General features: G+C 52.6%; 6 protein-coding genes and 1 pseudogene. All 7 read left to right on the top strand.

The genetic code is table 11. The annotated features are described in order from the left end of the window. Window positions 1-279: 279 nt before the first annotated feature. Complete coding sequence (locus tag ACZCED_RS11035; protein ID WP_464860789.1) at window positions 280-699, top strand: hypothetical protein; 420 nt, start codon at window positions 280-282, stop codon at window positions 697-699. 170 nt (window positions 700-869) lie between these two features. Continuing rightward, on the top strand, window positions 870-1,688 hold the full coding sequence (locus ACZCED_RS11030) for a hypothetical protein (protein ID WP_464860788.1): 819 nt from the start codon (window positions 870-872) through the stop codon (window positions 1,686-1,688). Between the two features lie 161 nt (window positions 1,689-1,849). Then, window positions 1,850-2,563: a DUF6134 family protein gene (locus ACZCED_RS11025; protein ID WP_464860787.1), complete on the top strand. Its 714-nt coding sequence runs from the start codon at window positions 1,850-1,852 to the stop codon at window positions 2,561-2,563. A 188-nt stretch (window positions 2,564-2,751) separates the two neighbouring features. Continuing rightward, window positions 2,752-3,603 (top strand): hypothetical protein, encoded by an 852-nt coding sequence (locus tag ACZCED_RS11020; protein WP_464860786.1) that lies wholly within the window; start codon window positions 2,752-2,754, stop codon window positions 3,601-3,603. A 594-nt stretch (window positions 3,604-4,197) separates the two neighbouring features. Further along, window positions 4,198-5,058 (top strand): hypothetical protein, encoded by an 861-nt coding sequence (locus tag ACZCED_RS11015; RefSeq protein WP_464860785.1) that lies wholly within the window; start codon window positions 4,198-4,200, stop codon window positions 5,056-5,058. Between the two features lie 257 nt (window positions 5,059-5,315). Then, window positions 5,316-6,500 (top strand): patatin-like phospholipase family protein, encoded by a 1,185-nt coding sequence (locus tag ACZCED_RS11010; RefSeq protein WP_464860784.1) that lies wholly within the window; start codon window positions 5,316-5,318, stop codon window positions 6,498-6,500. A 177-nt stretch (window positions 6,501-6,677) separates the two neighbouring features. Continuing rightward, window positions 6,678-6,836: pseudogene (locus tag ACZCED_RS11005) on the top strand (DUF6515 family protein); the annotation flags it as partial. Window positions 6,837-6,879: the final 43 nt, after the last annotated feature.

The following is a 6,879-nucleotide window of genomic DNA, read 5'->3' as shown; positions in this document are numbered from 1 at the left end:
CAAGGTGACCGAGATGAAAAGACTGTTCATCGCGGAAGCCAAAAAGTATCAGGTTTTCCCGATGGACGCCTCGGTGGCGGCCCGCCTCGTGGCGCCGCGCCCGAACATCACCGCCGGCCGGACGGAGTTCGTTTACACCCACCCGATGGTCGGTCTGCCCCAGGGCGATTCGCCGGCCATCCTCAATGCCTCCTACACCATCACCGCGGACATCGAGGTGCCCCACGGCGGGGCTGAAGGCATGATCCTCACGGATTCTACCTGCTCAAAGGCAAGCCGGTGTTTCTCTGGAACCTGGTCGACCTTGAACGCATCCGTTGGGAAGGTCCTGACGCGCTCACACCCGGCAAGCACACCGTCACGTTCGACTTCAAATACGAGGGCCTCGGCGCCGGCACGCTCGCCTTCAACAACATGAGCGGTCTCGCCCGACCCGGAACCGGCACGCTCCTGGTGGACGGCAAGGTCGTGGATGCCAAGAAGATGGCGAAAACCCTGCCGATGATCCTTCAGTGGGACGAGAGCTTCGATATCGGCTCCGACACGCTGACCGGCGTGAACGACGCCGACTACACGCCGCCGTTTGCCCTGACCGCCAAGCTCAACAAGCTGACGATCAAGGTGGACCGGCCGCAGTTGTCGCCCGAGGACATCAAGAAACTAGAAACGGCCATGCGAAACAACAAGGTCAGCGAGTAGCAGCGCTCGAATTGAAGGCGGGGCCCCTTGCCCCGCCGTTCCAGGGAAGGTGAAAAACACCCTTGTGATGGTCGAGATCAGTCATTCGGTAACCGACGGAAACGACATGTAATCGGGTACTCAGGGTCGAGTGGGAATGACAGCATTAAAAATTGTCCAAAGGGAATTTTATGGGTAACCTCAACTGTAAGAAGGCCTTCTTGTTCGCAGTGATCGCCATTTTTCTGCCGGGGCCCCCAGTTGGTGCCGAGGAAGACGCGGCGGCTGAACTGGCCAAAAAACTGGCCAATCCCATCGCCAATCTGATCAGCGTGCCGATCCAGGTCAACTACGACGACAACATGGGATTGAACCAGGATGGTTCGCAGTGGAAGATCAACATCCAGCCAGTCATCCCTTTTTCCATCAGTGAAAAATGGAATATCATAACCCGGACCATCCTGCCGCTGATCGACCAGGAGGACATCCCGGTTGCAGGACAGGGAGAATCAGGTCTGGGGGATATCGTCGCCAGTCAGTTTTTTTCCCCCAAAGCGCCTTCCGCCAGTGGCTGGATCTGGGGTGTCGGACCGGTCTGGCTCCTACCCACTGCGACGGAAGATTCGCTCGGTGGCGAGAAATTCGGCCTTGGGCCAACAGCCGTGGCGTTGAAGCAGAGTGGACCGTGGACATACGGCGCCCTGTTCAACCACATCTGGTCGGTGGCCGGCGATGACGACCGGGCGGATGTCAACGCTACCTTTCTGCAGCCGTTCGTGGCCTACGTAACCAGGACCCATACCACTTTTTCCCTGAATACGGAGTCGACTTATGACTGGGAAAGCGAGGAATGGTCGATACCAATCAACTTTCTTGTGGCGCAAATGCTCAAGATCGGTGGTCTGCCGATCCAGATTGCAGTTGGAGTAAGGTATTGGGCCGATTCACCCGAGGGAGGCCCGGAAGATTGGGGTGCAAGGCTCCAGCTCACTTTTCTGTTCCCAAAATAACGGGGTAAATGCTTAACCCATTAATCAAGGGCGCCACTTGTGAAAAGGCAACTCCTGGAATTTTGGCCCGCCTTTTATTTAATAGTTACGATGCCTTTTTTCCGGAACTTTCAGGAAAATGACCGGGTTTGTGTTGAAATATAGTAACCGATCCAATGCGTATGAAGACACCGATCAATGATCGCAGTATGATACTGGCTGGTTACCTGGCAATATTTGCAAACCCAGGGAGAGTAATGCGTTTCTATAAACATTGTGGATTGTTACTGTTGGGACTTTTATTCATTCTCGTGAATCAAGTCAATGCTGAGCTGTACCAAAACCAGTTTGCCTCTATCATGATGGGAAAGAAAAAAATTGGCCAGGTTCATTTTATGACAAAGCATGATGACAACGGCGTCCTGCAAGAGCTTTCAACACGCTCATCCTTATCTATCCTGGGAATAGAGGTCTATCACCACACCATGCATGTACACGAAATCTGGAAAGACGGAGAAATGCAACATTTATGGGGTAATACCGATGATCATGGCGACATTTACGAGATTGATCTTGAGCGTAATTCCGAGAATTACTCCGGCACATTGAATAACAGTTTGGTTACGTTACCTCACAACGCCTTTCCGGCAGCTGTCTGGCATTACGCCATTACCCAGCATCCACTTCTGTTCAGTATCCCCGGATTGAAACTGGTAAATATCGAAGTCGTCAAAAGTATGGATAAGGTCAAAATCGGAGAAAAGCTGGTATCAGCCGAGAAATTTGTATTTACCGGGGACTGGGAGTTTACGTTATGGTTTGACCAGCAGCAGCAGTTTCTGAAATGGGCGTATAAGGTCAAGGGCAAGGGAGTCGATGTTGTTCTTGATCCTTAGGCCCAAATTCATTCAGCTGATAACTTTCTCCAAAAATGAAACCGTTGATGTCGCCGTTGATCTGGCGACGCCGGTGGTGGAGAGCATCTGTTCAGAAGGCAAATCGTGATTAGCGGGCAGGACCTCGAAGATCACGATCGTGGTAAAGTGAGACCTTCAAAATGCATACCCAGTGAAAGGAGACTGGAATGAGAAGCAACATTAAATCCACAGCCGGAAATCAAAAGTTTGTTGTGTCGTTCGCCGTTCTGATGGTGGCACTTTTTGCGTCGACCGGCGCGCTCGCCCAGCAGGCCGTCAGCGGGAGCGATGCCTGGCAGTTTGGTGTGAGTATTTATGGCTGGTTTCCCGACATTGCCGGGCAAACCGCCTTTACGCAACCTGGCGGCAGCACCGAGTTCGAGATCGATATCGACAACATCCTCGATAATCTCGAGTTCACGCTGATGGGCATATTCGACATGCGCAAGGGGCGCTGGGGGCTTTTAACCGACGCAATTTACATGGATGTTGGGGGCTCGGCAACCGGCACGCGTGAGGCCACCATCGGCGGGACCCCGATTCCGATCGACGCGACAGCCGATGTCAATCTCGATATTGAGAGTTTGATCTGGACCTTGGCCGGGTACTATCGCGCACTCGACCAAAGCGGAATGACATTGGATGTCCTTGCGGGGACGCGCTACCTCGATGTCGAGCAGTCGGTGGACTGGACTGTGACCGGCAACGTCGGGTCGATCCCGGCTCCTGACCGCGCGGGCGCCGCAACGGCGAGCCTTACCAACTGGGACGTGGTCTTCGGTGTAAGGGGCAGATTCACCTTTGGCGTCCAACAAGCCTGGTTTGTACCCTACTATTTGGATCTGGGCGCAGGCGACTCCGACTTTACGTGGCAAGGCATTGCAGGCTTGGGCTACGCGTTTCACTGGGGCGATATAACGGCCGTCTGGCGTTACCTCTACTACGACTTGTCCTCAGACACGCTCATTAAAGATATGGATTTCAGCGGGCCTGCTATCGGATGCACGTTCAGGTGGTAGCAGTCGTATAAACGCGGCCAACATTCAACACTCATATTAAAACCGTGGGAAGGGAAAGCCGGACAACGGAAAAAACGTCATCGCGCAATATGATCTGACCGGGTGGGGAGACCGTACAGCAATTTCAAGCAGTAGCCGGAACGATGAATGGCATACGATCATCGATGGTGCGAGAACGGGGTTGGAGAAAGCGGCGGCAAAGAAATAGGCCATGAAGCGCTTTTTCCCACTATAGGATTTAAACTTGCACACTACAGTTGCCCAATCGCGGATCATATGGCTGACAGTCTTGTTCGCCGCCATCGCCGTGCAGGTTGACGCGTAGCAGCTCGAACATCGGACGTACGCGAACACACCGGTGGGGATGAATTTTTTGATCGCCGGTTACGGGTAGGCCCCTGGAAGCATCATTTTAGACCGGTCGATCCCGATGCAAAACGTGGATATCCAGAATCATGAACTGGTCCTGGCCTGGCAATACCGTTAGGGGGGAGGGTTGTCGGAATGATCAAAAGAATGCGCAATTGGTTTGTTTGAGGCGAACCCGAGGCATCAGAAACGTCAGTTTAACAATAAACAAGGAGGCACAAGACAATGAACAATGGGATGAAGACATGCTGGATATGTGTTCTGGCATCGCTGGCGATCCTTTCATCCGACTTCCGGGCTCAAGCGGCGCAAGGGGATAATCCCGGCGAATACCCCTGGGAGAAATTCGGCGTCAACCTGGGGGTATTCGTATCAACATTGGACACCAATTTTCGTATTGGATCCGGTGTCGGGCTGGATATCGATGCTGAGAAAGCGCTTGACCTGGATTCGAGTGACACGGTTTTCCGTGCTGAAGCGATGTGGCGCTTTACAGAAAATCGGCGCCATCGTTTGGATTTTGCGTGGTTCTCCTTCAAGAGGGACAGCAGCCGGCAGATCGGTCAGGATATCACCTTCGAAGATAAAGACGGTAACCCGATCACGATAGAGGCGGGTACAAACGTGGAAGCCAATTTTGATCTGGACATTTACGAATTGGCCTACAGCTACTCTTTTTTCCAGGATGACCGAATCGATTTGGCCGTAGGAATCGGATTTTATATCATGCCCATAGACTTTGGTTTGCGCGCTTCTGGTGCGTTTGAAACAGAGGGAAGTGAAAATTTTACAGCATCTTGTCCTGTTCTTGGATTGCGCATGGATTTTGCGCTGACGCCCCAATGGTTCATCAGAACCGGTTCCCAGGTTTTCTATGTGGAATATGAAAATTTTACGGGTTCCGTTTTAGAATTCAAAGCGGCTGTGGAATACCAACCCTGGAAGCATGTGGGGATCGGGTTGGGCTTTGACACTTTAGGGATTCAACTTGAGGCGGATGGTGAGGATTGGCCGGGGGCCGATTTCAGAGGCAACGTTGATTTCAAATATACCGGCCTTCAGCTGTATCTGCGATGGTTTTACTAGAACGTGATCTCAAAAATATGGATCAGCGTTCAGGGCAAGGCATGCAACGGCAAAAAAAGCGCGACAACCAGGTAGGTTGTGAGCATGTTGAAACGTTTCATAACCCCGCCATGGGCACTTAGACTATTGTTGAGATGGGTTCAAAAAATGAAATCCCTTAGCAGCGGGTAATGGTAAGTGATTGGAATTGACGTGCTGGCACTTACAGAAAAGTTAATCGCAGGGTTAATCTGGCTCGTATCCCATAGAGGTAAACCATGAAATCAAAGTATTTGGTGATTCTATTCGTACTCATGTTGATCTCTTGTTTGATGAGCAGTTGCGCAACGATACCCGTTCGCAGACCATTGACCGAAGAATTGAGTGGGATCGCTCAGATACCCGATCTCCCCCGGGCCAGGTTCTGGGGCGATGTGGTTCCGCCGTTTTTTGAAGCGATTATCGACCAAGCACCAGAAAAGCTGAAGCAAGCCTTCCCAGGTATTTATGGAAAAGCGCACAACTACCTGGCTCTTTCTGGAGGGGGGTCGAACGGTGCTTTCGGGGCCGGACTGATGGTGGGCTGGACTGCAGCAGGTACCCGTCCCGAGTTCACCATGGTGACCGGCATCAGTACCGGCGCGCTCATGGCGCCCTTTGTTTTTCTCGGCGCGGATTACGATAAACGTCTCAAGGAGATGTACACGACCCACTCCACCAAAGACCTGGTGATAAAATACAATCTACTGACCGCCCTCACCGGGTCCTCCTTTGCCGATACGACACCGTTGAAGAAGATGCTCGCCAAATACATTGACCAGGCGGTTATGGAAGCCATTGCCGCCGAGTATAAAAAGGGGCGGCGGCTGTGGATCGCGACGACGAATCTGGATGCCAAGCGGCCGGTCATCTGGAACATCGGTCTGATCGCCGCCAGCGGCAGGCCGGATGCACTGGCGTTGCTTCACAAGATTATCGTGGCTTCGGCATCCATACCGGGAGCCTTTCCGCCGGTCATGATCGAAGTCGAAGCCGGCGGTGGACCTTATGACGAGTTGCATGTGGACGGCGGTGCGACCGCGCAGGTGTTTCTCTACCCGGCCGGCCTCGATTGGAAAGTTATCACCCAACATTTGGAGGTCAAGGGTTTCCCTCGGGTTTACGTGATACGCAATTCCTTCCTCAAACCCGATTATGAGGTGGTAAAACCCAGAATCTTGTCCATTTCTGGCAACACGATCGATTCTCTTATCCGGACTCAGGGCATCGGGGACATGTACCGGATTTACCTCGACTGTCAGCGGGATGGCATGGACTTCAACCTGGCGTTTATCCCCGGGGATTTCGACGTGAAACCCAACGAGGAATTCGATCCGGTGTATATGGGCAAACTATTTGAGGTGGGTTATCAAATGGCTAAAAACGGCAATCCATGGGACAAAGGCCCCCCGGGGTTCGAGTGATCATGCAATTCAATCAAGGAGGGGGTTATGAGAATAACGAGCAAAAAAGTGAATACCGCTGTTGACAGCTATGGCACTGGTCATCATTGAAAACAGGGTTGATTTCGACATTGCAGCAAAGGTCGTCAGTCGGCCCAACAACAGACTGCTGCTGCCCAGCAGCAGGCGGCGCAATCGGCATCGGCCGTCCCGATCGGTACGGTGGTGCCGGCATTACCCGCCGGCTGTACGTCGGTCGTGGTCAACAATGCGAACTATTTTAACTGTGCCGGCGTGTTCTATAAGGCGGCCTTTCAGGGGAACAATCTGGTTTACGCCGTGGTTCCAAAACCATGAGAGCAGGTATGGTAAAGCCAGTAACTATCGATTGGCACCGTTA

The sequence above is a fragment of the Desulfosarcina sp. genome, assembly GCF_055467485.1.
This window is presented reverse-complemented; position numbering and strand designations above follow the sequence as displayed.